The organism is Paenibacillus sp. AK002 (assembly GCF_053903045.1).
This window is the reverse complement of the sequence record NZ_CP096377.1, coordinates 2,042,069-2,066,017: the sequence shown is the minus strand read 5'-3', so window position 1 is coordinate 2,066,017 and position 23,949 is coordinate 2,042,069. Positions and strand designations below refer to the sequence as shown.

Here is a 23,949-nt window from a genome sequence, read left to right as displayed (position 1 = left end):
CCCGAGGCTTACGATAAGCCTCGGGGCGTTTTTATAATCAAATGCATAAGACACTCTGCCGGCGGCGCCATGACGGCCACCGCTTCATACCTGATTTAGAACCAGTCTTCGTTGACTACGGGCTCCTCACGCTTCTCGCCAAGCTCGCCGATCTTACTGTCCGGCGTGATGGTCACGGTCTCCGTGCCTTCAATCGCCGCTTGAATCAAGGCAGGCAGCTCGGTAAGCGAAGCCTCCACCTTCTCGATAATCTTCAGATTCGGATTGGTGGTCGGCGATTTAGGAACAAACAATGTGCAGCAATCCTCATACGGCAGAATCGACGTGTCAAATGTGCCGATGTCCATCGCAATGTTGATGATGTCGTTCTTATCCATCATGACGAGCGGCCGGAGCAGCGGCAGCTCGGTAGCTCTTCCGATCACATTCATGCTCGGCAGCGTTTGGCTGGCCACTTGTCCTAGGCTATCCCCGGTCACGATCGCCAGTGCACCTTCCCGCTCAGCAAGCGAGGAAGCAATCCGTAACATGGCTCTGCGCATAAAAGTAATGATCAGATTGTCCTGGCCGATACCGACAAAGGAGGTCTGCACATCGGTAAACGGCACCAGGTGAAGCTTGATTTTTCCTGTATAGCCCGATAACAGCCTCGTTAACTCCATGACCTTTTCCTTCGCAAGCTGGCTGGTGTAGGGGAAGCTGTAGAAGTGGACGCACTCAAGTTCAAGTCCCCTGCGCATCGCTGACCAGCCCGCTACAGGACTGTCAATTCCTCCGGAGAGGAGCAGCATTGCCTTCCCGTTCGTACCAAGGGGGTAACCGCCGGCGCCGGGAATCACTTCATAGTACAAATACGTCTCGTTCTCCCGAATTTCCACGCGCAGCTCCATATCGGGCTGCTTCACTTTCACTTTTAGCTGGGGATAGGTCCGCAGCAATGGCGAACCGACCAAATGATTCATCTCTTGCGAGGAATGAGGGAATTGCTTCCATACTCTTCTGGCATTGACCTTGAAGGTTACCGTGCCTTCCAGTTCCTTCTGCCCCACAAAATCAACCGCTGTTTCGATAATGCGGTCAGGTTCCGAAGAGCATACGCGAACAGGACTGATGGAAACCAGGCCAAACACCTTCTTCAGCACTTGAATCAGCGCCTCGGGAGACTCTCCGTTAAGCTCGACGTACAGGCGGCCGTATTCCTTGATGATTTTCGCGCCTGGATACGGTCTGAGCACGCTTCGAATATGATTCAGCACCGATCTCTCGAACCGGTTGCGGTTTTTGCCTTTCAGGGTAAACTCGCCAAAGCGAAGCAGCAGTTTATCGTAAGTCATCTCCGATTACCCTCTCTTTCTATGATGGGACGCAGGTTCCCGCAAACTTTCGCCAATACCTCGACCAGCCGCGCTGCATCGCCCAGCTGATGCTCCTTGCCAAGACTGATACGAATTCCGGAGGAAGCTGCTTCCAAGTCTTTTCCCATCGCTAACAGTACCCGGCTGGGCTCGCTGAATTTCGACGAACAAGCCGATTTGGTCGATACGAGCATGCCCATCTCTTCCAGAGCATGGACCATCACCTCGGGTTTTAATCCCGGATACGAAAAATGAATGATGTGCGGCGCGCTCTGTTCGCTGCTGTTTAACACCAAGCCCGGAATTTTGCGGATGCCCTGAAACAGCAGCTCCCTGATCTCCGTCATCCTGACATAAAGCTCAGGCTGATTTTCCCTGGACAATCGCATGGCCTTAGACATCGCTACCGCTCCGGCAACATTCTCCGTGCCCGCCCGATGCCCGCTCTCCTGGGATCCGCCGGATATCAAGGGAAAGAGCTGGACGCCTCGCCTGATGTACAGCACCCCCATTCCCCTTGGACCGTTGAACTTATGTGCGGACAAGCTGTACAAATCGGCCTGCCACCCGGATAGCGAGACCGGGACCTTGCCGAATCCTTGTACGCCATCGACATGCAGCAGCGTGCGCGGGTTCCGCTCCTTCACGATACGCCCCACTTCCTCAAGCGGCTGTACGGCCCCCGTTTCATTATTCACATGCATGATGCTGACCAGCACCGTATCTTTACGGACCGCTTCGCTTAAGGCAGCCAGATCCACCATGCCTTCGGCATCCACGGGAAGGTATGTCACTTCCCAGCCCAGCGTTTCCAGCTGTCTGCAGCATTCATATACGGATGGATGCTCGATTCCTGTCGTGATGATATGCTTGCCCCGGCTGCTGTACTGCATCGCAGCCCCTTTTATCGCCATGTTATTGCCCTCGGTTGCCCCGGACGTAAATACGATCTCATCCGGCTGAACGTCCAGCGCGGCTGCGCACACCTCTCTTGCCCTTTTCTGCAATTTGGCGGCCGCTTCGCCTGAACGGTGAAGGGCTGACGGGTTAGCATAATGAAGCTTCATGACTTCCGCCATCGTGTCCACTACTTCATCAAAAGGAGGGGTCGTTGCAGCGTGATCCCAATATATCAAGGTCATTTCCCCTTTCCATCTTACGCATCGCAGATTAAATAGCTTATGATTCCAGACCTTTATATTTACACAAAAAGACCAAACGGTAAAGCCGCACTCCATCTTGCCTTGGACAAGGCGGCGCTTATCGTTTGATCCTCTATCAGATTACTATTCGCCCCAGTCGGACTACAATGCGTATTTCGACTGGGCGTTCATGACTTTGCTAATGTATGCCTGGGTTTCCTTGGGCAATTCATGGGCCACGGACATCAGCTCTTCATCGCTGGATACACCCAAACCCGCGACGCGTGTCGGCCCTGCATTATAGGCAGCAAGCACCATGGCTATCTCTCCGCCAAACCGTTGGATCAGATTGGACAAATATTTGGTACCGCCCTCGATGTTCTGAGCCGGATCAAAAGGGTTGCTTACCCCGAGTCCTCTCGCCGTACCGTCCATGAGCTGCATCAGTCCCTTGGCACCTGCAGACGAGACCGCATGCGGATTAAACGAGGATTCCGCGTCGATGACCGCTTTGATCAACGATACCGGCACGCCATAGCGTTCCCCTGCCGCCGTAATTAAATCCTCAAAAGTCGTAGGCTTTGTTGCCCCGGTGTCGTTGACCTCTGCTTCTATCGAGGTGCTCGACGATACGGACTCATTCACAACGCCTAACTGCTGCCACAACAGCCCGTCCTTAAAGGTGACGCCGGGCGCCAGCTGTGTCATGGAACGTTCAACCGGTTTGGAAGTGGATTCTTCGTTAAGCAGGCTGCTCAGCACATTGACAAATCCGGCTGACGATTCGGTGGAATTCGTATTCATCTGTGATACATCCGTCATTTGCTTCCATGATATCGGATCTATTTGCATCGTTTAACTCACTTTCTGCCGTTAAATTTCAAACTTGTCCTTATTTTATCACGGAACTGGAACAATCTGCTATACCTATTCGACAAAAAAATAGGCGGAGCAACCCTTCTTCCCGGTTGACCCGCCCATATTGAACGATGATAAATAAATCAATCATTATCTGCTGAAAGGAATCAAGATAAAATAACTGAGCGTCGCCAGAATGCCGAGTCCTATGGACCAAGCACCTGTCGTTCTGCTGCCTTTGCTGTAAGCGTAATAACCCACGACAGCCGCGATAGGTCCGAGAATGACCGACCACATGAACAAGGAGGCTATTCCTAATACCAGGCCTACGTATCCGACCGCCCGGCCGGTGGACAGATCCGTCTTATCCTCGTCTGCATGGCGTACCGAAGTTTCCATTGGCGGAGCCACCTCGGCTGCATATTCCTCGCGGTGGTCCTTCCGCGGGAAGTCTACCCGGTTTCGCTTGCCTTGAACAACCTTCATTTTATTTTTGCGATGTTTTTTATCCATAGCTCGCTTCCTCCATTTCCATCATCCTAAAGTGCCCGGAACCCGGACTTTATCCGGGGCTTCTGCCCGTCAGCCCTTCGGCTTGAAGGTCAGACAGCAGGTCTCGGAAGACTTGTCAGCAACATCCTGATGATCGTCTACGTAAGGCTCTGCCCCATACTCTTCGTTAAGTTTCACATTCGCATGACGGTCAATCTCGATCATAATCATCTCGGCATGACATAAATTTTGTTCTCCCCAGTAATGGCAATTGCTGACACTGCACTTCACTAATGGTTTGGCTTCGTTGGCCATTTTAGCATCACCTCGTCAACATTTTTTCCTATGTTTATGGCCGGTATGCACGAGAACGATTGTCAGTTGGTGCCTTAGGCGCATAACGCAAAAAAGAGATGCCAACAGTTGGCATCTCTTGAGTCTTCCATAATTATACTAAGCGTGGCTTCTCTCGGATTGCATCCGGCGCTCCGTCAAATAATCGCTCTCGTAATAAGCAAGATCGTCGCGAAGCTCTTCATAAATCTTGGTAATGTTCATGATGACGTCACGTGCGGGACGTACCGGCTTCTTCCGGAAACGGATGGCATCCTGTCCGGTGTAGGCGTAACGACCATCTTCGGAATAACTTTCGTTTTTGGGATAGAAGAAGCTGTTCACGCAGCGATGATACAAATTATACAAAGCCTTCTCGGCAAAATCGATATCAAAATTAGGGCGACGCTGTACAACGCCTAGCTTCTCATAGGAAACTTCAGAAAATACGAGCAAATGGCGAACATCCGACAGAAATCCTTTGTAAAAGTGAACGGTTTCCTCGTCCTGTTCCGTTACCAATTGAGATAAAGCATGTTCATTCAAAAACGTTTCCATAATCGAAATAGCAGATTTCAACTTTTCTCTGGATTCTGAGCATAATTTCTGAAGATTGTCTGCTGGCATTACGATAGATCCCCCTTAAATGGTCGTGACCCTGCGGGCCAAAATGGCCTGACGGTCATGCTAATATGTACTATCCTAACACAAATTTTGGGATAACGAAATCCCTATCATGAATACACTTACAAGGTTATTTTTAGTACATTTTTTTGGCGTATTCACTCTTATTGGCTAAAGATTTCTTGCACGCATAAAAAGGATACACTCTTCCCACGCTAAGATTACTTACAATCCTGAAATGCGGCGAGGAGGAAAATATGTGAAATCTCGTACCTTTTGGAGCATTATAGGGGCAGCGTCAGTTATTGGCGCGCTTTTGATCTTGCTGTTCATCCCCGGATCGAAACAGCCGGCTCCAACGGCTGAACCGTCACGGCCCTTAAAACCCCAGCAGGAGAACAAGGCCAAGCATTTTACCATGCTGGGCGATATCCAGGCAACGGATCAATTAAACCGTCTCGATGCCAGGGGACACCTCCGCAAAATGCTGAGCAATGACGCTTTGCGCAGTGCGGGGCAAGTCAAGGCGTATACGCAGAAAGAGCAAAAAATGCACAAGCATTTTCAGCAAGTACGCTGGTATAACCTCAAGGAAAATAAAATGGCGGACATTCAAGGCCAGCTTCCCAAAATGAGCAAAACAGACAAAAATCGGATCGCCCATCATTTTCAACTGGCGCAGCAGAAACTGAAACGCGGGGAAGCTTACGATTCCCCCAAATTCAACGCGGCAGGGCAGCCTTATTTTGTTGTGGCCGAACCGTCCAAGGATGGCAGATATGGCGCTGCCGCCCTGGTCAATCAAGCCGTGCTCCAAGAGGTAAGCAATCACCAGAAGCGGAATCTCCGCTTAATTCCGTATCCGAAGGAAGGCAAATTCCGGGTCGAGTCCATCCATGCGGATACCCTCTCCGACATCACCGTCAAAACCGGCCATGATAATGAAAAGGCCAGTCATTTTTACGAAAATGAAATCGTGGTGTCCTTTCAAAATGAACCGTCAAAGCAGCAGCTGCTGGATATCTCCAGGGAAATATCATGCGAAACGCCAAGGAAACTGGGTTATGCCTATGTTTTCCGTTCCAAAGAAATGGATTACCAGAAGCTTCGCTCCTATTTCCAGCAAAAGTGGAAAATCAAATACACGGAGCCTCACTACATTTATTTAACCAATGATCGCAGCCCTCAATCCCGGGTTAACTCGGATTTCACGGATGGGGCGAATGCCCAAGTCAATATTCCGAATGATCTCCTGTTTTCGGAATATCAATGGAATCTGCCCGTCATCGAGACAAACCGGGGCTGGGATCTGTCCAAAGGCAGCGAAGATGTCATCATCGCCGTAATTGACACTGGGGTGGATCTTCAGCATTCCGATTTGGACGGACAATTGGTGGAAGGGTACAACATTGTCGAGAAAGACAAACAGCCGCTGGATGATGTGGGGCACGGGACGCACGTAGCCGGCATCATCGGTGCCCTGGTCAACAACGGCGAAGGCGTTGCGGGCGTTAGCTGGTACAACAAAATCATGCCGGTTAAGGCGCTTGACGGATCCGGATCGGGAACAACCTATGCCGTCGCGGAGGGCATTATTTGGGCCACGGATCACGGAGCCAAGGTGATCAATATGAGTCTTGGCAACTATGCGGACTCCCAGTTCCTGCATGATGCCGTCAAATACGCGTATGATCGCGACGTTGTGCTTGTTGCCGCATCAGGCAACGACAACACGGAGCGTCCCGGCTATCCTGCCGCCTATCCGGAGGTGCTGGCTGTCGCCGCAACGGATTCCAATCAGAAGCGGGCGGAATATTCCAACTACGGCGATTACATCGATGTGGCCGCTCCAGGGACCAATATCGCAAGCACCTTCCCGGGAAATCAATATGCCGCTCTGTCCGGGACCTCCATGGCAAGTCCCCATGCAGCCGCCATGGCGGGGCTTATCCGTTCCCTTAACCCTGACCTGACCAATCAAGAGGTCATGGACGTCATGATCAACCAAGCGGTGGATCTCGGCGACAAGGGAAGGGATAAATATTACGGTCACGGTCAGATCGATATCTTCCAGTCCTTGAAAGCGGTTGGCGCCCCTGAAGTGCCTCTTCAAATGTGGCCCGGCCGTACCCTTCGCAATCTGGAACAAGAGCTCCGCAAATTAAACGGCTCAACGAATAAAAGATAAAGAATAAAGCAGCTTCCGCCCTCTCGCGTTGGCTGCTTTATTCATGATCCGAGGCAATGCCGCCTTGTTTATTTCTTCCGGCGGGTACGGCTGGTACGCACTGTAGCTTTCTTGGAACGCTTGCCGGATACCGTAACGCCGCCATAGCCTCCATTTTCGGTTACGACTTCCTCTTCGCTGTACGTGTACAGATGTTTTTCTACCGGGACGCAGTGAATCTTATCCACCACTTTTATAGGATGAATAACCGGTACGATTTGCGGTACATAGTGGTCTCTCACGACTACAATCGGATCGCACACAATCGGGGACACCGGAGGACATGGATAATCGTTATGACAAGACATGTGTTTGCATCTCCTTTCCGTTGATGATTATAGCTTATTATCCCAAGGGCTTTTTGGTATGGACGATTATCCGTACAGGGCACATGATCTCCCAATATTTTCACAAATCCAGAAGAAAAACGTCTATCGACGTACTTTTTCAGAAGACAGACCGCGGTTAGCGGTTAGAGGAAGTTTTTCTTGCGATATCTGGAAGACCCAAGCTTCGAAGTTTATACTTTCTGATGCTTGAAAAAACGCGCATTTCCTGTACACCCCGCAAAGAGTGAAAAGAAAATACGCGTTTGTACCATAGCATATTCATAAACGTTGTGCAGTTGGGAAAGTTTTCCGTAAGCCGGGTTCTGTGCTCTTCGTGGTCATAGCGGGAACTACCCTGCCACCATAAGCGACAATCATCTATCTAGGCCGATCATTGCTAATCGGCTCAAGCGACCAACCCGGACGCGCCTCGGGCTAAGGCTGTCTCCTCGAAGGAGACTGCGTCCCATTAGGTCTTGCTCCAGGTGGGGTTTACCAGGAACGAAGTCACCAGCGTTCCTCGGGGTCTCTTACACCTCGGTTCCATCCTTGCCTGTGCCGCCCTAAGGCGGCCATCGGCGGTCCATTTCTGTGGCACTATCCTTCAACTCGCGCTGACTGGACGTTATCCAGCACCCTGCCCTATGGAGCCCGGACTTTCCTCTCGCGGCTTTGAGGCCGCCAGCGATTGTCTGTCAAACTTTCCGGACAACATTACATATTATATCGTGATTCCATGCGGTACACAACCATTAAACATTAACAACAGCTGATTATTTTCCCATTCCGAAATCAAACAAACTGGAACGGCTCCGTATTGATGCGGGAAGCCACGACCCGGGTTTCGTACTTATGCTCCTGCAGCTTCTGCTCCATCCACTCGGCAACTTTGACTTTCATGATCTTCTCGGCATTGTGGCCCGGATCAATGATGGTAAGTCCTGCGGCCAGCGCGTCCTGTGCCGTATGATAATCCACATCCCCCGTTACCAGCACGTCTGCTCCCCGGAACAGCGCCTTCATCATGTAGCGTCCTCCAGATCCGCCTATAACGGCTGCCTTGCGTAGGGTACGGCCGAGTTCTCCTACTACGCGAACATGAGGGACCTCCAGCTTCACTTTTACCACGTCGACCAGCTCAGCCAGCGTCAGGGGCTCCTTCAGCTTTCCGACACGTCCAAGACCGAGGGATCTTCCCTTCAAGTCCATGTTATACAGATCGTAGGCAACCTCTTCATAAGGATGCGCCTTGAGCATAGCCTGGATGACCTTGTTCTTAATCGTGTGGGGAACGATCGTTTCGATCCGGACCTCGTCTGCCCGTTCCATCTTCCCTTCCTTGCCTTGATAAGGGGTGCTGCCTTCTCTTGGAACGAAGGTGCCGAAGCCCTCGATATTGAAGCTGCAGTGGCTGTAATTTCCGATCCAGCCTGCGCCGGCTCCGAGCACGGCATCCAGCACCTCTTGATGGTGGCTCTTCGGAACAAACACCACCAGCTTGGACAGCTGCTCGTTATGCATGTCATGGATGGGCGACGTGTCCTCGATGCCCAGCGCCTCCGCCATCCAATCGTTCATGCCGCCCTCGGTTACGTCCAGATTCGTATGGCTTACATAGACCGCGATGTCGTGTTTGATCAGCTTCTCGTATACCTTGCCCATCGGCGTATCCGTCTGCAGCTGCTTCAGCGGACGGTAGATAATCGCATGATGCGCGATAATCAGGTCGGCCCCAAGCTCAATGGCTTCATCCACCACTTCGTCATTCACGTCCAGTGCAATCAGCACCGTGCGGATGTCCTTTTGCAAAGTTCCAAGCTGGAGCCCGATCCGGTCATCGGGTTCGGCCACGTGCTTGGGGGCCAGTTGTTCCATGAATTGAATTACGGTTTGTCCTTTGGCAAGCATGCCAGCACCTCCTGAATAAACTCGATATCCGATCGAATCTCGCTCGCCTTATCGGCCGCCGCGGGCAGATCCGAACGCGATAGCGACTGAAGTATATACCCCATCTTCTCCATCTCCGACGTCCACTTATCATGGAAAACCGGACTCGGGGATTGCGTCAACCAAGGTCCCATACGGAACAGCCAGTCCGCGGAAAGCCGGACACCGTCTCCGATCGTCCTTTCCTTGTATACCTGTTCATTCGTCAGGCCGGTTGTATCCGAAGGCTCGGCGACCAGCACCTCGTAAATTTTCCCGTCTTCCTCCAGGATCCATTCCTCGATCAGCACCCAGCCATGGGAATGCAGCCATCTGCGCAAAATGTCCTCTCCCACGTTCGGCTGTAAAACAAGCCTGCGAACGCCGGCCAGCTTCTCGATCCCGCGATCCAGAATCGCTGCAATCAGGCTGCCGCCCATGCCGGCAATGGTAATAACGTCCGCCTCACCGGCCGAGAGCACATTCAATCCGTCCCCTTTTCGCACGCTGATGACATCGGTCATCCCTGATTCGATGACCTGCTTGACGGCCGCATCATATGGGCCTGGATTTACCTCACCGGCGACAGCTTGAACCGCAGCTCCGCACTCCACGGCAGCTACGGGCAGCAAGGCATGATCCGAACCGATATCTGCAAGTTTGCTGCCGCGAGGAATCTTCTCCAGAATTTTCGTTAATCTTCTTGATAATTTCAATGCTGACACCCTTACATTCCATATTTTCGTTCCATCCACGATCTATCCATTACCCTAACAGACACGATACCAAACTGCAAACCCGCAAATCCGGCAAACCAACCTGGTGCCAGGTCATTTGCAATGGGTCTGGAAAAGAGCTAAAATAAAGACCAATACAACAAATGCAGGAAGAAATTCCAGAACCAAGAAACGTCATTCACCCTGCTTGCATTCGAAAAAAAGGACCTGCTGCGTTACTGCAGAAGGTCCGTGGATTAAGCTATTCGAGAAAATCCTTTAACCGTTTGCTGCGGCTCGGGTGACGAAGCTTACGGAGCGCTTTGGCTTCGATCTGCCGTATCCGCTCACGCGTAACGCCGAATACTTTGCCGACCTCTTCCAGCGTTCTTGTGCGGCCGTCATCGAGTCCGAAACGAAGGCGAAGGACATTCTCCTCGCGCTCTGTCAGCGTATCCAGCACGTCCTCGAGCTGTTCCTTCAGGAGCTCGTAGGCAGCCGCGTCAGCAGGAGCGAGTGCTTCCTGATCCTCGATGAAATCCCCAAGATGGGAATCGTCCTCTTCGCCGATCGGCGTTTCCAGCGAAACCGGCTCCTGGGCAATCTTCATGATCTCCCGGACCTTCTCAACGCTGAGTTCCATCTCTGCAGCAATTTCCTCCGGCGAAGGCTCACGTCCAAGCTCCTGCAGAAGCTGTCTGGATACACGTATCAGCTTGTTGATGGTCTCTACCATATGCACGGGAATACGGATGGTACGGGCCTGGTCCGCGATCGCGCGCGTGATCGCTTGGCGAATCCACCAAGTCGCATACGTACTGAATTTGAAGCCTTTTTTGTAATCGAATTTCTCCACGGCTTTGATCAAACCCATGTTGCCCTCCTGGATCAAATCCAGGAACAGCATTCCACGACCCACATAACGCTTCGCAATACTTACGACGAGACGCAGGTTGGCTTCGGCCAGACGGCGCTTGGCTTCTTCATCTCCCTGTTCAATCCGGTTGGCTAGCTCAATCTCATCATCCGCGGACAACAGCGGAACCCGTCCAATTTCCTTCAGGTACATCCGAACCGGGTCGTTAATCTTGATCCCCGGAGGCAGTGAAAGATCGTCGTCAAATCCAAAATCCTCATTATCATGGGATTCGGAATCTCCCGATTGCCGGTGAGGGCCCTCTTCGTCATTTTCATTTACCACATCGATACCCAGGTCGGCCAGCTGCTCATAGAACTCTTCCATCTGCTCCGTGTCCTGATCAAATGGCGACAATTTCTCCATAATATCTTTATAGCTTAATACGGATCTCTTTTTACCCTGTTCAATCAACTGATCCTTGACTTGATCCAGCGTAAATTCCGTTTCTAGTTCAGTATGCTGATCATTCGCCATCATTCGACTCCCTCCTCCCTAGAAACAGCAATGCGCGGGGCTTCATTGTCTTTCTAGGGCGATAATCTCACTTGCAATTTGCGCGGCTCGCAAAAAATCACCTGAGCGCTCCGCTTTTATCATTTCTTCTTTTTTCTGGTCGATCTCTCTCTGCTGCGGAAATTTCAGCACCTCGCGTATGCAATCATCGAGCACTTGAACGTTCCACTCGGCGGGTGCTTCCATCATCATGATCGAGCTGACCGTCATTTCCAAACGATCGTCTTGGAGCGATGACATGAAACGGCTGATATCCGGAGATTTGCCCTGTGCGTAAAAAGCATATAGATAAGCAGCGATTGCCGCATGATCTTCAATATTAAACGCTTCTCCCAGGCGATCGCCAACGTATCGCGCGGCCTCCGCATCCTGCAGCATCAGCGACAGCAGCCGCCGTTCTGCAGCATGGTAAGCAGGCAGAAGTGCCGGGGCGGGCTGGCGCCCTTTTTTATGCCTACCATTATTCCACCTTTTTTCCTTATTATCCCCATCGCCCATCTTTTTTTGCATCGATTGCCGAAGCAGATTGCAATCCTGCTTAAGACTTTCGTAGGAAAGATGAAGCTCGGAGGATAATTCCCTCAAATAAACCTCCCGTTCGGTTGAGGAATTCAGTACGGCGATAATGGGCAGTGCCTCTTTGGCGTACGCAATTTTACCATCTTCTTCTAGCAGTATATGGTTTTTCTTCAGATATATAAGTTTAAATTTTGTTGTTGAAACGGCTGTTTCCACCACATGCCTGAAACGCTCGGGACCGAACTTGCGGATATAATCATCCGGGTCCATTCCTTCGTTCACCAAAGCGATTCGTACCTTGAGACCAACGCCTTCCAGCATTGGAATGACTTTTGACGCGGCGGCCATGCCGGCTTTATCGCCATCATAGACAACAACAACTTCTTCAGCCACCGATTTCATGATTGCCACTTGGTTTTCCGTTAGAGAGGTTCCCATCGTTGCCACGCCGTTGTGCAGTCCTGCTTCCCATGACGAAATGACATCGCCGTATCCTTCGAATAATAGGATTTGACGCAATTTGCGTATGGATGTTTTGGCCTGGTGCAGGTTGTACAATGTGCGGCTCTTATTAAATAGAAGTGTCTCCGGGGAATTCAGGTACTTCGGTTGACCGTCCCCCAGTATTCTGCCAGCAAACGCGATGACCTTGCCGCTGCGGTCATGTATCGGAAACATGATTCGTCCGCGAAAACGGTCGAGATAGCCTTCTTGTTCATGTCTTGCGGATAATAAACCGCCTCTTTCCATCTCTTTCAAGTCAAAGGAGCGTTTGGTCAGGAACTGAACCAGCGTGTCCCAACGATCTGGCGCATAACCGATTTGAAACTGATCAATCATCTTGTCGTTCATTCCGCGGGCTCTTAAATACTTCATGGCTTCCGTACCATGTTCCGTATTCTTCAGCAGGAAATGGTACAGCTTGGCGCTAAGCTCATACGCTTCAATCAAACGTTCTTTTTCCGGATTACGAGGAATTACGGGAACTCCTTGACCTTCCGGCAACGAGATATCATTCTCTTCTGCCATTGTCTTGACGGCTTCGGGAAAAGAAAATCCTTCGATTTCCATTCTAAACTTAATGGCGTTTCCGCCCTTACCGCAGCCATAGCAGTAAAAGATTTGGCGTTCCGGTGTAACCGTAAAGGAAGGAGTCTTCTCTGAGTGAAACGGGCATAAGCCCTTCAGGTATTTCCCCTGTTTGGTAAGATGCACGTATTTGCTGACCGTATCCACAATATCGCTTTTGGCCAGTACTTCCTCAATGACATCATCCGGAATATTGCCTTGTCCGGTACTCATCCAAACCACCTTCATCTCTTTTGGCACGTAAATAGTATTCGCTACGGGTGGACATTCTCCTGCAATTCACGCAAAAGTTTTGTCAGTTTATGTTGAAAAAACCTCCGGTCTTCGTCAAGCAGTTTCTTGGGCCCTTTGCCATACCTTCCTTGTTTCCTCGCCTTCGCCTGATGATGACGGGAATCCAGCATGAAATCAATATCCGTATTATGGAAAATACGTCCGCGAAAGGAGATCACGTGGCATGATTTGGCAAGCGCTAGCGCAGCCAGTCCATAATCCTGCGTCACCACGATATCCCCCCTGGATATGTGGTTGGCGATGTAGAGGTCCGCACTTTGATCACTCCGGTCCACCTGGATCGTCGTAACCCCTTCTTCGGCTTGCAGCAGATGATCATAGGAAGAAACAAGCAGCACCGGCACACGGAATGCACGAGCAGTCTCTGCGATTTCCTTCTTGACTGGACAAGCATCCCCGTCAACCACGATCGAAATGGAGCTTTCGTTCATACGCATCACCGGCTCTTATCTTTAATCTTGGGTCCTTATTATGCTGTATATTATTATATACGTCTTTGGCCGATTAAAATCCTGCTGCCCAAATAAACAATGACCTTGCCCATGCTTGAATCCGTCCGTTCATAGCGAAAGCGCCATCCCGCGCTGAACCGCGGGCTGTCGCTTTCACTGAACAATACATTATACCATTTGCAAAATCATGCTGTCACTACTACCACACCAATTTCGTGAAATCGGCATACTGCTTCAGATCACCGTCGATTCCAGAGAGCAGCGCAAGGCGATTGGCCCGAACCGCTTCGTCTTCAGCCATCACCATCACCGAATCAAAGAACCCGGTAATCGGCTCCCTTAGTCCACTCAGCAAGGACAGCGAACGTTCGCCCTCCGCTGCCTGCAGCGCGGCATGGTAATCTGCGCGAATCGCGTTCCAAGCTTCATAAAGCTTGTTTTCTTCCGATTCCGTGAACAGTTCGGCGTTGACAGCGGCCTTACCCGCTTTGGCAGCCAAATTGCTGACCCGGTTGAAGGACTCTACCGTCGTTTTGAAATCCTGGACGCTCTCCACGGCATTCATCAGCGCATGGCCGCGGGATACGACGGACACCACATGATCGAATCCGGCCGTAATAACCGCATCCACCACATCATAACGCTGGTCTTCGGACAACAGCTTCTTCACGCGAAGCCCGAAGAACTCCTTAAGGTCTTTGCGGATTTCGTCCGTCGATCGCTTCAATACGCGAATGTTCTCGTGAACCTCGAGCGCCACGCCGAACACGTCGGATAAAGTCACCGGAAGTTTGTGCTCCAAAATGATCTGAACGATGCCCGCAGCCTGACGCCGAAGTGCGTAAGGATCCTGGGAGCCAGTCGGAATAATACCGATGGAGAAGCATCCCACGATGGTGTCGATTTTATCCGCGATGCTCACGATGGAACCCACCATCGTGGAAGGCACCGAATCGCCGGCAAAGCGAGGCTGGTAATGCTCAAACACCGCTTTGGCTACATGCTCCTTCTCACCGGCTTTTCTTGCGTAATCCTCTCCCATGACCCCTTGCAATTCAGGGAATTCATAGACCATCTGCGTCACCAGATCGAATTTGCAAATATCGGCCGCACGGCTCACGGAATCCGCTGCGTCTGCAGAAACGTTAAGCTTCGCGGACAACTGATCCGAAATCCGGCGGATTCTGCGGACTTTATCGCCGATCGTCCCCAGCTCTTCATGGAAAACGATGCTCTCCAGCTTCGACAGGGCATCCTTGATCTGAAGCTTCTGGTCTTCCTCATAGAAGAATTTCGCATCCGATAACCGGGCCCGCAGCACCTTCTCGTTTCCTCTCGCAATCACGTCGAGGGAGCGGCTGTCCCCGCTGCGAACCGTTACGAAATACGGAAGCAATTGTCCCTGCTTATCCAGCACCGGGAAATACCGCTGATGCTCACGCATGGACGTAATCAATACTTCCTGCGGAATATGAAGGAATGAGGAGTCGAACGATCCGTACAGCACGGTTGGAGTTTCAACCAGGAACAATACCTCCTCAAGCAGGTCATCCTTGATCGCGATATTCCAGTCCTTCTCCTGGGCCAGCGCCTGGATTTGCGAAACGATCATCTCTTGGCGCTCATCCACATCGACGATAACATGCTGTTCGCGAAGCACGTCGCGGTAAGCAGATGCTTCCGGAATTACGGCTTCTCCGCCAAGGAAACGATGCCCGCGAGTTACGTTACCGGCCTTCACGCCCGTAATTTCCAGATCTACCGTCTCGCTGCCGAGCATCGCGACCATCCACTTAATCGGACGGACGAATTTGAATTCGTGCGCTCCCCAGCGCATGTTTTTCGGGAATGTCATCGAAGTCAGTATTCCAAGCAACCCTTCGGACAGGATGGACTTCGTATCCACGCCGACGCTATTCTTCGTCACGTAAATATACTCGACTCCGCCGAGCTCCTTAAACGTAAAGCTCTCGGGATCAACGCCCTGGCTTTTGGCAAAACCAAGAGCCGCCTTGCTCCACTGCCCGCTGTCATCAAGAGCGATCTTGCGGGAAGGCCCTTTCACTTCCTCGCTGACGTCCTCTTGTTTATCCGCAACGTTCTGAACCCATACCGCCAAGCGGCGCGGGGTAGCAAATGCCGTGACTTCGCCATGCGCGATTCTGGAAGCATCCAGCCATTTGACCAACTTGTCCTGAAGCTGCTCCATCGCGGCGCGCAGAAATCTCGCCGGCACTTCTTCCAGGCCGATTTCAAACAATAAATCCTTAGACATGCTCTGCGCCCCCTTTCTTAATCAGCGGGAAGCCCAGCTTCTCGCGCTCCTCCAAATACGTGGCAGCTACCTGACGAGCCAGGTTGCGCACGCGCATGATGTATCCCGTTCTCTCCGTTACGCTGATCGCGCCTCTGGCATCCAGAAGGTTGAACGTGTGCGAGCATTTCAGAACATAATCATAAGCGGGGAACACCAGATGCTGGTTCATCGCTTTATTCGCTTCTTCCTCGTACATGTTAAACAGCGTAAACAGCATCTTCACGTCGGACACTTCAAAGGTATACTTCGAATGCTCGAATTCCGGCTGATGGAACACGTCTCCGTAGGTAATGCCGTTTACCCACTCCAGATCGAACACGTTCTCTTTATCCTGGATGTAGGATGCAAGGCGCTCCATGCCGTAGGTAATCTCCACAGCCACCGGATTGGCGTCAATGCCGCCAACCTGCTGGAAGTACGTAAACTGCGTGATCTCCATACCATCGAGCCATACTTCCCAGCCCAAGCCCCATGCACCGAGCGTTGGCGCTTCCCAGTTGTCCTCAACAAAACGGATGTCATGATCAAGCGGATTGATGCCAAGACGCTTCAAGCTCTCCAAATACAGCTCCTGGATATTGTCAGGGGAAGGTTTGAGAATGACCTGGAATTGGTGATGCTGATACAAACGGTTCGGGTTCTCCCCATAGCGGCCATCGGCCGGGCGACGGGAAGGCTCAACATAAGCCACGTTCCACGGCTCGGGCCCGATCGAACGCAAATACGTCATCGGGTTCATCGTACCGGCGCCTTTTTCCGTGTCGTACGGCTGCACGATGATGCAATTCTGTTCCGCCCAAAATTGCTGCAGCGTCAAAATCATCTGCTGGAAATTCATGATTTTAGCTCCTTTGTTTTCTTTTTCGAATCCAATCCATCATGCTTGCATTTCTCTGTACAACAAAAAGCTCTCGTCCTACGCCTGTTGTACAGACATAGGGACGAGAGCTGTAGCTTCCCGCGGTTCCACCCTACTTGGCCTTGCTTTCGCTGCCGACGATCTCCGGCGATAAGCAAAACCCACTTTATCGTTACACCATGCTCCCGAGTGCCCTGTTCATGAATATCTCCCGCCAGGCTTCCACCGCCCCCGGCTCGCTATCATTGGATCGATTATTCACTACTTTCCCGTTCAATGCATGTCAGTATTCAAAAAACTAATAAACTGATAAATATAATACCTCATTCGATACTATACGTCAAATGTTGTACTTGTCCATTTGGTCCAAAAAGTTTTGCGATTTCAAACGCAGCCCCAGCTGCATATCCATCAACGCTCGCATGACTTTTTTGAGCTCGGCCTTCGTTTCGTCCTTTACGTCTACATTGCCCAGCCGCCTCAGGTCCAGGCGTCCAAACAGGCGCAGCAGCTTCAGCGTTCTGGGCGAGATGGCCATCGCCGGCGGATCCAGATGTTTGCAGTAACGGCACAGCACGCCGCCAAGGCGGGGGCTCACCAGCATATCTTCGTCTTTTCTGGATTGATTGCATGAAATGCAAACATCCAGCTCCGGCCCGTACCCTGCAGCCTGCAAAATTTTCATCTCATACAGATTGATGATAATTTGGGGGTCCTTATCCTCCTGAAGGGCTTCCAGGCAGGCCTTGAGCTGATGAAACCAAAAAGCGCCCGTCTCCTCATCCTGCAGCACCCGATCCAAGAGCTCGCAGGCATAAGAAGCATAGGCGGCTTTTACAAGGTCCTCCCTGAGCCCGTGGTGAGATTCCATAATCTCGCCGGCGTTCAAGTTGCCAAGCCCGGTACCATTCCGGAAGAACACATATTCTCCATAAGTAAACAGCTGCGTCAGAGCAGCATGACGGCTTTTCACCTTCTTTGCTCCTCTGACCAGCACGCCTACCTTGCCCGATTCTTTGGTGCAAAGTGTAATGATTTTGTTCCCTTCACCGTAGTCCATGCTGCGGATGACAATCCCTTCCGCCCGATATAGCATGCGCTTTCCCCCAACCATTCCTGGAACAACCAATGATTACTCGTCTTCTTCATTCGGGGCCGCCTCGTCTTCAACGGATGCAGCTGCAAGGACCGATTCACCCTCGGCTTCCTTATACAGCAAATACGCATCGACATCTCCAGTCATCGCAAAATACTTCCACGAAAAATCTCGCATTCGTATTCATCCTCTCTTCGGAAATGACGTCTGCATCATCTACGAAAATTAGGATGTGCCTCTAGAGCAGATTTATGAAATGCAATTGTTGGCAGGCGGCTGCCGCGTATGATTTTCCTCGAATCTGCACCGGCTTCATTATTCCCCGCGGTGAAATCCGAGATCGCGAAGAACGCGTTCTTGATTGCGCCAATCTTTTTTTACTTTAACCCAGAGCTCCAAGAAAATCTTGGACCCCAGCAGCCTTTGAATATCCTGGCGGGCCTGTCTGCCCACTTCTTTAAGCAGCGCCCCCTGCTTGCCGATAATGATGCCCTTCTGGGAATCGCGTTCTACGAAAATAACGGCGGAAATATAGACGGTACCGTTCTCTTCGACCCGCATATCCTCGATGGTGACTGCGATGGAATGAGGCACTTCCTCCCTGGTCATGTGCAAAATTTTCTCGCGAATCAGCTCGGCGCATACGAATTGCTCCGGATGATCCGTCACTTGGTCCTCAGGATAGTACTGCGGACCTGGCGGCAAATACTTCTGGATCTGCTCGAGCAGCGTGTTCACATTGCTGCCGAGCTTCGCGGAAATCGGGACGATCTCTGCAAAATCATGCAGCTTCCGATATTGCTCGATCAGAGGCAGCAGAGCGGGCGGCTCAATCTTGTCGATTTTGTTCATCACCAGGATGATCGGCGTCTTGATTTTCTGCAGCTGCTCGGCGATATACCGGTCTCCCCCGCCGATGCCCTCGGACGCGTCAACCAGGAACAATGCCGCTTCAACCTCACCCAATGTGCTCAAAGCGGTCTGGTTCATATAATCTCCGAGCTTGGACTGACGCTTATGGATGCCCGGCGTATCCAGAAAGACCACTTGGGAATCCGAGGTCGTATAAACGCCATGGATTTTGTTTCTTGTCGTTTGCGGCTTGTCCGACATGATGGCGATTTTCTGGCCGATCACTTGGTTCATCAGCGTCGATTTGCCTACGTTAGGTCTACCGATAATTGCCACAAAACCGGATTTAAATTGTTTTTTTTTCATACCATGCCTCCGTTACGGTTCCGTATCTGCGTGTTGTGTACTACATGATTCCATACAATATGATTTGGAGTCTTACTGCTTGTTTAAATCCCATGGACCGAACGCCCCCGGCAGCAGTTCGCTGACGGTCGTCTCCTTGATGTCGCCCTTCATGTTGCCCATAATGACCTTCATATCCGGCTTGCACAGCTCCACCAGCACTTGTCGGCATACGCCGCACGGCGTGCACGGGCCGTCCGTATCCGCAACGATGGCAATCGCTTGGAAGCTCCCCGCTTCATGACCGTCGGCAATCGCCCGGAACAATGCCGTGCGCTCCGCGCAATTGGTCGGTCCGTAGGCGGCATTCTCCACGTTGCAGCCCAAATGCACCTGTCCGCGAGAATCCAGCAGGGCCGCTCCCACGCCGAATTTCGAATAAGGAATGTACGCCCGCGTGCGCGCTTTAATCGCTTCTTGCATCAACAAACCTGCATCCATATCTAGTTCCTCCTATATCGTTCAGCTTGTTAAAGATTGTATCCATTCCCATACCGGTTCATAGAAGACCAGAATGCCGATCACGACGGCAAACGCCGCTGCAACGAATGCTGCACCGGCTGCCGTATCCTTAGCCACCCGGGCTAACTCATGTTCATCTGGCGAGATCAAATCGATGATGGCCTCCACCGCGGTATTGACCAGCTCCGCAATGAATACAATGGAAACCGCCAATAGCAAAAATAACCAGCTGATTCGATCCAATTGCAGCAAAGCTGCTGCGATGAACACGATCAAGGCAGCAGCAATGTGGATTTTCATATTGCGTTCCGTTTGTACAGCCGTCAAGATGCCTCGTATAGCGCATCTAAAAGCCCTGTATAACGATTGTCTGTGCGGCTTCACTATCTTGTCAATCCTACTTCGGCAAGTACGGCTTCCTGTTTGCCCATCATTTCGGCTTCGCTTGCCTCATCCTGATGGTCATATCCGAGCAAGTGAAGAAATCCGTGAACAAACAGAAAACCCAGCTCACGCTCCAAGGAGTGACCGTATTCTTCGCTTTGCAGCTTCGCCCGGGGGACCGAAATAATGATATCGCCCAGTACATCCGGCACGCTCTCCAGCTCTTCTCCCTCTTCCAGCTCATAAATGATCTCGAGCTCATCGTTCGTTATTTCATTCATTGCAAAGGAGAGCACGTCGGTCGGACGATCGATTCCCCGGTACTCCCGGTTCAATTCATGGATCCCTTCATCATCGACAAAGGTCAGATCAACCTCGCCATCGGTTACGCCTTCAGCCTCTCCGGCCTTCTGCAGAATCGCTTCAAGCAGGGCGATCAATTCCTCGCTAATCTGAAAATCCTCTTGTTCATTATTCCATGCCAGCTGCAGGCTCATTCTTATACGCTCCTTCTCTGTTCCTCACTCGTTGCGGACGTCTCCGATGCGGTCGAGCCTTCGCCGTTCGGCGCGGGCAGTTTGGGACGCTTCACATCCTCCGGATATTCGATCCGGGAATGGAAAATCCCCATCACCGTCTCCTTTAACGTCTTGGCGATGATGTCCAGTTCCTTCATCGTTAAATCGCAATCATTAAACTGATGGTCATCCAGACGCCCCTTGATAATCTTCTCGATCATCGATTCGACCTGTTCGACCGTTGGCTTACGCAATGATCGGACGGCCGCTTCCACGCTGTCGGCGATGCCGACAATCGCAGACTCCTTGGATTGGGCCTTCGGCCCCGGATAGCGGAAATCATCCTCCGTGAAATCCGGCTCGACGCCCTGCTCTTCCGCCTGGCGAACCGCCTTATGATAGAAATAGTGTAAAAACGTGGTGCCATGATGCTGCTCCGCAATATCCCTTATCGGTTTGGGCAGCTTGTACTCCTTGAGCATCTCCACGCCATCCCTTGCATGCGCTACGATAATGGATTTGCTCAGCTTCGGTTCTATGGAATCATGCGGATTCTCCATATTGTTCTGATTCTCGATGAAATAGATCGGGCGCTTGGTTTTTCCGATATCGTGATAATAAGAACCGACGCGGCACAGCAGTCCGTTGGCGCCAATCGCTTCCGCAGCAGCCTCGGATAAGTTACCGACCATGACGCTGTGATGGTATGTGCCCGGCGTCTCTGTCAGCAGTTTACGGAGCAGCGGATGGTTCGGATTTGACAATTCAACCAGCTTCAGCGCCGAGAGAATGCCGAAGGTGACTTCAAAGAACGGCATGAGCCCGATAACCAGGATCGCCGTTAACAGTCCGCCCGCGATGGCAAAGCCGATCGAATACAGCGTTTCCGTCGTAGTCCACGTGTCGTTATTGAGCAGCAGCATAATGAACACGATCAAGGCGCCGAAGAGAGAAGCCATGATGCCGCCCTTCAGCATCGTCGACCTCTGGCTTGCGCGGTGGATCGAGAAGATTGCCACGCAGGAAGTCACGGCTGCGAATAACCCGAACTTGAAGTCGAACAGTTCCCCTTGAACGTTCAATATGACGCTTGCCATGATGCTGAAGATAATGACGCTGAAATAGGCAAGCGAGGTCTCCAGCAGCAGGGTAACCAGAATCGCGCCGATCGCGACAGGCGCCAAATACCCCACGTACATCTGGGAATCGCTCTGCAGAAATGCGGTCAAATGCATGGTGATCAGCGTGATGACGTACACCAGGACCAGCATCAGCAGCTGCGAGTTGTTGTATTTGAATTTGCCCGGCTCCGACTGCCGGATGAACGTCAGTATGCCGAGGGACAGCAAAACGGACAGGAGCAAAACGCCAAGCTCCGGCCAATAGTTGATGTCGTCCTTCAGCAGCCCGTTCTTGCCGAGCAGCTCGTACAGCTCCGGCGTGATGAGCTGACCCTTTGCCACAAGGATGTCCCCTTGTTTGATAAAGACGGGCGGGGTATTCTCGCGAGCTTCAACCTTCGCATTCTTCGTGGCGACCTCGTCATAGAACTTGTTGGCCGTAATCGTTAAGCTCGCCAGTTCCTGAACGACTTCCCTGGCGGTCCGATCGTTCAACGAGCTGGTGTTCACTCGTTCCGCCACGCGGGTGCGGGCCGTGTCGGCATCCACGATCTCGTTCAGCATCAGCCTGGAGACGATCTCGCGGGCTACGGGCTTCATCTGGATAATATCTTCCGAATTCAACCGCGGTATCTTAATGAACGTTTCCTCGGGAATCCGATAGGTTTGTTCTTCGATAACCCGCTGCATTTCCTGAAGCAGCTCTTTGGAGTAGGCTTCATTCGTGCTGTTGGCCGACACGAAATTTTGCACGAATTCTCTGGCCATCCGCGGAATTTCTTTGCGATAAATTTCCACCTTTTCGGCGGAGCTGATATCCACGTCCTGGTTCAACCGTTCAATGCGGTCAAGGATCTGCGTAACCAGAACGTCGTTCCGCAGCGGGACGAGAGGGTAAATCGGCTGGACGTTCTCCGCCGCCGCCTCCTGTGCCTTCAGCGTCGCCTTGCTGTCCTCGATTTGAACGGGCGCCACGATATTCTTTTCGCTTTTCGTATTGACCTGGATGTCATAGCGTTCCGGCAAAAGCTTGGATGCTAGACTGATATAAAAGAGCAAAGCAAGCAGCAGAAACAGAATATAGCGTGTTGCCACGCTATATTTCCATCCGCTGTTTTTACTCCACATGGACTTGTCCGTCGATGGTTCTTTGGAGGCCATTGCGACAATCCCCTTTAATCTTGGTTTTCTGCTGCTTTATCATAAGCGACGATGATTTTTTGTACTAAGGAATGACGTACAACATCCTGTTCGGCGAAATAGACGAATCCGACTTCCTCAATTCCGCTTAATATCGTTTTAGCTTCGATAAGTCCTGATTTTTTCCCCCGCGGCAGGTCAATCTGGGTCACGTCCCCTGTAATGACCATCTTCGAACCGAATCCGAGCCGTGTCAGAAACATCTTCATCTGTTCCGGCGTGGTGTTCTGTGCTTCATCCAAAATAATAAACGAGTCGTCCAGCGTCCGTCCGCGCATGTACGCGAGCGGCGCGATTTCGATCAACCCGCGCTCCAGCGCCTTGGCCGTTTGATCCGGGCCCATAACGTCGTATAAGGCATCGTACAAAGGTCTCAGATAAGGGTCAACCTTCTCTTGCAGGTCTCCAGGCAGGAAGCCCAGGCTCTCTCCGGCCTCCACTGCGGGCCTTGTCAGAATGATCCTTTTGACGGATCCTTCCTTCAGCGCGGCTACGGCCAGAACGACGGCCAAATAGGTCTTCCCTGTTCCGGCAGGACCGATGCCGAATACGATGTCCCGCTTCTTGATGGTGGTCACATAGTGCTTCTGGCCGATGGTTTTTACTCGAATAGGCTTACCTTTGAAGGTTGTCGTAATCTCGCCCTTGTACAGATCCAGCAGCTGATCGGCTCTCAGATCCTTGGCAAGTTCTACAGCATAAAGAATATCGCGCTCGGTCAAAATGTAGCCGTTGCGCACAAGCTGGAGCAGCACTTCAAACAGCTGCTGAAGACTCTCCACATTTCGATGTTGTCCCCGAATCGTGATGACGGCTTCCCGTGAATCGATCGTCGCAGGAATCTCTTTTTCGATTAATTTTAGAAATGTATCTTGTGGTCCGAATAAGGACAGACCTTCTGACGCGCTTTGAAGTAAAATTTGAATGCTGGTCGTTTGCTGTGACAA

23 protein-coding genes and 1 other RNA gene are annotated in these 23,949 nt (G+C 51.6%); 1 reads left to right on the top strand and 23 read right to left on the bottom strand.

What is annotated here, in order from left to right; translation table 11 throughout:
* Window positions 1-95: 95 nt before the first annotated feature.
* The 6 genes from thiI to M1D70_RS08820 all read right to left on the bottom strand — a co-directional run bounded on the left by thiI (window position 96) and on the right by M1D70_RS08820 (window position 4,807).
* Complete coding sequence (gene thiI, locus M1D70_RS08845; protein WP_456289655.1) at window positions 96-1,334, bottom strand: tRNA uracil 4-sulfurtransferase ThiI; 1,239 nt, start codon at window positions 1,332-1,334, stop codon at window positions 96-98.
* Entirely contained in the window at window positions 1,331-2,491 is a 1,161-nt protein-coding gene (locus tag M1D70_RS08840) for a cysteine desulfurase family protein (RefSeq protein WP_456289654.1), read from the bottom strand. The genes thiI and M1D70_RS08840 overlap by 4 nt, the downstream gene beginning before the upstream one ends.
* 168 nt (window positions 2,492-2,659) lie before the next feature.
* Complete coding sequence (locus M1D70_RS08835) at window positions 2,660-3,349, bottom strand: lytic transglycosylase domain-containing protein (protein ID WP_009592138.1); 690 nt, start codon at window positions 3,347-3,349, stop codon at window positions 2,660-2,662.
* A 156-nt stretch (window positions 3,350-3,505) separates the two neighbouring features.
* Entirely contained in the window at window positions 3,506-3,868 is a 363-nt protein-coding gene (locus M1D70_RS08830) for a hypothetical protein (RefSeq protein WP_009592139.1), read from the bottom strand.
* 69 nt (window positions 3,869-3,937) lie between these two features.
* Complete coding sequence (locus M1D70_RS08825) at window positions 3,938-4,162, bottom strand: DUF1540 domain-containing protein (RefSeq protein WP_006209042.1); 225 nt, start codon at window positions 4,160-4,162, stop codon at window positions 3,938-3,940.
* A gap of 138 nt (window positions 4,163-4,300) precedes the next feature.
* On the bottom strand, window positions 4,301-4,807 hold the full coding sequence (locus M1D70_RS08820) for a YpuI family protein (protein WP_009592128.1): 507 nt from the start codon (window positions 4,805-4,807) through the stop codon (window positions 4,301-4,303).
* Window positions 4,808-5,063: 256 nt separating this feature from the next.
* Here M1D70_RS08820 and M1D70_RS08815 point away from each other — a divergent pair, with 256 nt between their 5' ends.
* Entirely contained in the window at window positions 5,064-6,992 is a 1,929-nt protein-coding gene (locus tag M1D70_RS08815) for a S8 family peptidase (RefSeq protein ID WP_456289653.1), read from the top strand.
* A 68-nt stretch (window positions 6,993-7,060) separates the two neighbouring features.
* Here M1D70_RS08815 and M1D70_RS08810 read toward each other — a convergent pair whose 3' ends face one another.
* From M1D70_RS08810 to M1D70_RS08730, 17 genes are all read right to left on the bottom strand, one after another.
* Entirely contained in the window at window positions 7,061-7,339 is a 279-nt protein-coding gene (locus M1D70_RS08810; RefSeq protein WP_015734209.1) for a hypothetical protein, read from the bottom strand.
* Between the two features lie 318 nt (window positions 7,340-7,657).
* Window positions 7,658-8,064: RNase P RNA component class A (gene rnpB, locus M1D70_RS08805), an RNA gene on the bottom strand.
* Between the two features lie 88 nt (window positions 8,065-8,152).
* Window positions 8,153-9,268: a Nif3-like dinuclear metal center hexameric protein gene (locus M1D70_RS08800; protein ID WP_456289652.1), complete on the bottom strand. Its 1,116-nt coding sequence runs from the start codon at window positions 9,266-9,268 to the stop codon at window positions 8,153-8,155.
* Window positions 9,244-10,002 carry a tRNA (adenine(22)-N(1))-methyltransferase gene (locus tag M1D70_RS08795; RefSeq protein ID WP_456290409.1) on the bottom strand — a complete coding sequence of 253 codons (759 nt, stop codon included), beginning with the start codon at window positions 10,000-10,002 and terminating at the stop codon, window positions 9,244-9,246. Before M1D70_RS08795 ends, M1D70_RS08800 begins: the two co-directional genes overlap by 25 nt.
* Before the next feature lie 262 nt (window positions 10,003-10,264).
* The gene (gene rpoD / locus M1D70_RS08790; RefSeq protein WP_036666181.1) at window positions 10,265-11,395 is read right to left on the bottom strand and encodes an RNA polymerase sigma factor RpoD; all 1,131 of its coding nucleotides are present in this window, start codon (window positions 11,393-11,395) and stop codon (window positions 10,265-10,267) included.
* Window positions 11,396-11,437: 42 nt separating this feature from the next.
* Entirely contained in the window at window positions 11,438-13,255 is a 1,818-nt protein-coding gene (gene dnaG / locus M1D70_RS08785) for a DNA primase (RefSeq protein WP_009592131.1), read from the bottom strand.
* Between the two features lie 41 nt (window positions 13,256-13,296).
* Window positions 13,297-13,773 carry a YaiI/YqxD family protein gene (locus M1D70_RS08780; protein WP_009592134.1) on the bottom strand — a complete coding sequence of 159 codons (477 nt, stop codon included), beginning with the start codon at window positions 13,771-13,773 and terminating at the stop codon, window positions 13,297-13,299.
* A gap of 214 nt (window positions 13,774-13,987) precedes the next feature.
* Window positions 13,988-16,063 carry a glycine--tRNA ligase subunit beta gene (glyS, locus tag M1D70_RS08775; protein ID WP_456289651.1) on the bottom strand — a complete coding sequence of 692 codons (2,076 nt, stop codon included), beginning with the start codon at window positions 16,061-16,063 and terminating at the stop codon, window positions 13,988-13,990.
* Entirely contained in the window at window positions 16,056-16,943 is an 888-nt protein-coding gene (gene glyQ / locus M1D70_RS08770; protein ID WP_456289650.1) for a glycine--tRNA ligase subunit alpha, read from the bottom strand. The genes glyS and glyQ overlap by 8 nt, the downstream gene beginning before the upstream one ends.
* A 361-nt stretch (window positions 16,944-17,304) precedes the next feature.
* The gene (recO, locus tag M1D70_RS08765) at window positions 17,305-18,060 is read right to left on the bottom strand and encodes a DNA repair protein RecO (RefSeq protein ID WP_009590819.1); all 756 of its coding nucleotides are present in this window, start codon (window positions 18,058-18,060) and stop codon (window positions 17,305-17,307) included.
* A gap of 36 nt (window positions 18,061-18,096) precedes the next feature.
* Window positions 18,097-18,237 (bottom strand): YqzL family protein, encoded by a 141-nt coding sequence (locus M1D70_RS08760; RefSeq protein WP_009590824.1) that lies wholly within the window; start codon window positions 18,235-18,237, stop codon window positions 18,097-18,099.
* A gap of 138 nt (window positions 18,238-18,375) precedes the next feature.
* Window positions 18,376-19,278, bottom strand: coding sequence for a GTPase Era (gene era / locus M1D70_RS08755; RefSeq protein WP_456289649.1), 903 nt, complete (start codon window positions 19,276-19,278; stop codon window positions 18,376-18,378).
* A 72-nt stretch (window positions 19,279-19,350) separates the two neighbouring features.
* Window positions 19,351-19,758 carry a cytidine deaminase gene (gene cdd / locus M1D70_RS08750; RefSeq protein ID WP_009590810.1) on the bottom strand — a complete coding sequence of 136 codons (408 nt, stop codon included), beginning with the start codon at window positions 19,756-19,758 and terminating at the stop codon, window positions 19,351-19,353.
* A 21-nt stretch (window positions 19,759-19,779) separates the two neighbouring features.
* Window positions 19,780-20,163 carry a diacylglycerol kinase family protein gene (locus M1D70_RS08745; RefSeq protein WP_456289648.1) on the bottom strand — a complete coding sequence of 128 codons (384 nt, stop codon included), beginning with the start codon at window positions 20,161-20,163 and terminating at the stop codon, window positions 19,780-19,782.
* Complete coding sequence (gene ybeY / locus M1D70_RS08740; protein ID WP_009590805.1) at window positions 20,163-20,660, bottom strand: rRNA maturation RNase YbeY; 498 nt, start codon at window positions 20,658-20,660, stop codon at window positions 20,163-20,165. The genes M1D70_RS08745 and ybeY overlap by 1 nt, the downstream gene beginning before the upstream one ends.
* Window positions 20,661-20,662: 2 nt before the next feature.
* The gene (locus M1D70_RS08735; protein WP_009590791.1) at window positions 20,663-22,963 is read right to left on the bottom strand and encodes an HD family phosphohydrolase; all 2,301 of its coding nucleotides are present in this window, start codon (window positions 22,961-22,963) and stop codon (window positions 20,663-20,665) included.
* A 14-nt stretch (window positions 22,964-22,977) separates the two neighbouring features.
* Window positions 22,978-23,949 carry a PhoH family protein gene (locus tag M1D70_RS08730; protein WP_009590792.1) on the bottom strand — a complete coding sequence of 324 codons (972 nt, stop codon included), beginning with the start codon at window positions 23,947-23,949 and terminating at the stop codon, window positions 22,978-22,980.

Excerpts from the sequence above, each read along its gene's own strand:
- thiI (WP_456289655.1), bottom strand. The coding sequence starts at position 1,334 with ATGACTTACGATAAACTGCTGCTTCGCTTTGGCGAGTTTACCCTGAAA.
- M1D70_RS08835 (WP_009592138.1), bottom strand. The coding sequence starts at position 3,349 with ATGCAAATAGATCCGATATCATGGAAGCAAATGACGGATGTATCACAG.
- M1D70_RS08830 (WP_009592139.1), bottom strand. The coding sequence starts at position 3,868 with ATGGATAAAAAACATCGCAAAAATAAAATGAAGGTTGTTCAAGGCAAG.
- M1D70_RS08825 (WP_006209042.1), bottom strand. The coding sequence starts at position 4,162 with ATGGCCAACGAAGCCAAACCATTAGTGAAGTGCAGTGTCAGCAATTGC.
- M1D70_RS08820 (WP_009592128.1), bottom strand. The coding sequence starts at position 4,807 with ATGCCAGCAGACAATCTTCAGAAATTATGCTCAGAATCCAGAGAAAAG.
- M1D70_RS08810 (WP_015734209.1), bottom strand. The coding sequence starts at position 7,339 with ATGTCTTGTCATAACGATTATCCATGTCCTCCGGTGTCCCCGATTGTG.
- M1D70_RS08800 (WP_456289652.1), bottom strand. The coding sequence starts at position 9,268 with ATGCTTGCCAAAGGACAAACCGTAATTCAATTCATGGAACAACTGGCC.
- rpoD (WP_036666181.1), bottom strand. The coding sequence starts at position 11,395 with ATGGCGAATGATCAGCATACTGAACTAGAAACGGAATTTACGCTGGAT.
- dnaG (WP_009592131.1), bottom strand. The coding sequence starts at position 13,255 with ATGAGTACCGGACAAGGCAATATTCCGGATGATGTCATTGAGGAAGTA.
- M1D70_RS08780 (WP_009592134.1), bottom strand. The coding sequence starts at position 13,773 with ATGCGTATGAACGAAAGCTCCATTTCGATCGTGGTTGACGGGGATGCT.
- glyS (WP_456289651.1), bottom strand. The coding sequence starts at position 16,063 with ATGTCTAAGGATTTATTGTTTGAAATCGGCCTGGAAGAAGTGCCGGCG.
- glyQ (WP_456289650.1), bottom strand. The coding sequence starts at position 16,943 with ATGAATTTCCAGCAGATGATTTTGACGCTGCAGCAATTTTGGGCGGAA.
- recO (WP_009590819.1), bottom strand. The coding sequence starts at position 18,060 with ATGCTATATCGGGCGGAAGGGATTGTCATCCGCAGCATGGACTACGGT.
- M1D70_RS08760 (WP_009590824.1), bottom strand. The coding sequence starts at position 18,237 with ATGCGAGATTTTTCGTGGAAGTATTTTGCGATGACTGGAGATGTCGAT.
- era (WP_456289649.1), bottom strand. The coding sequence starts at position 19,278 with ATGAAAAAAAAACAATTTAAATCCGGTTTTGTGGCAATTATCGGTAGA.
- cdd (WP_009590810.1), bottom strand. The coding sequence starts at position 19,758 with ATGGATGCAGGTTTGTTGATGCAAGAAGCGATTAAAGCGCGCACGCGG.
- ybeY (WP_009590805.1), bottom strand. The coding sequence starts at position 20,660 with ATGAGCCTGCAGCTGGCATGGAATAATGAACAAGAGGATTTTCAGATT.
- M1D70_RS08735 (WP_009590791.1), bottom strand. The coding sequence starts at position 22,963 with ATGGCCTCCAAAGAACCATCGACGGACAAGTCCATGTGGAGTAAAAAC.